The 552-nt window shown below is 50.9% G+C and carries 1 rRNA gene; it reads left to right on the top strand.

The annotated features are described in order from the left end of the window. Positions 1–552 (top strand): 23S ribosomal RNA (locus tag ACZ92H_RS29430); the annotation flags it as partial.

Raw genomic sequence — 552 nt, 5'->3', positions numbered from 1 at the left:
ATAGGGAAGCCGTAGAGAAATCGAGTCCGAATAGGGCGATCAGTCGCTGGGTGTAGACCCGAAACCAAGTGATCTACTCATGGCCAGGATGAAGGTGCGGTAACACGCCCTGGAGGTCCGAACCCACTAATGTTGAAAAATTAGGGGATGAGCTGTGGGTAGGGGTGAAAGGCTAAACAAACTTGGAAATAGCTGGTTCTCTCCGAAAACTATTTAGGTAGTGCCTCAAGTATCACCATCGGGGGTAGAGCACTGTTATGGCTAGGGGGTCATTGCGACTTACCAAACCATTGCAAACTCCGAATACCGATGAGTGCGAGCTTGGGAGACAGACGTCGGGTGCTAACGTCCGGCGTCAAGAGGGAAACAACCCAGACCGCCAGCTAAGGTCCCAAAGATTGGCTAAGTGGAAAACGAAGTGGGAAGGCTAAAACAGTCAGGATGTTGGCTTAGAAGCAGCCATCATTTAAAGAAAGCGTAATAGCTCACTGATCGAGTCGTCCTGCGCGGAAGATGTAACGGGGCTAAGCCAGTCACCGAAGCTGCGGATAT

The sequence above is a fragment of the Janthinobacterium foliorum genome, assembly GCF_978021625.1.
The sequence above is the reverse complement of the archived record's forward strand: the minus strand, read 5'-3'. Positions and strand labels throughout refer to the sequence as shown.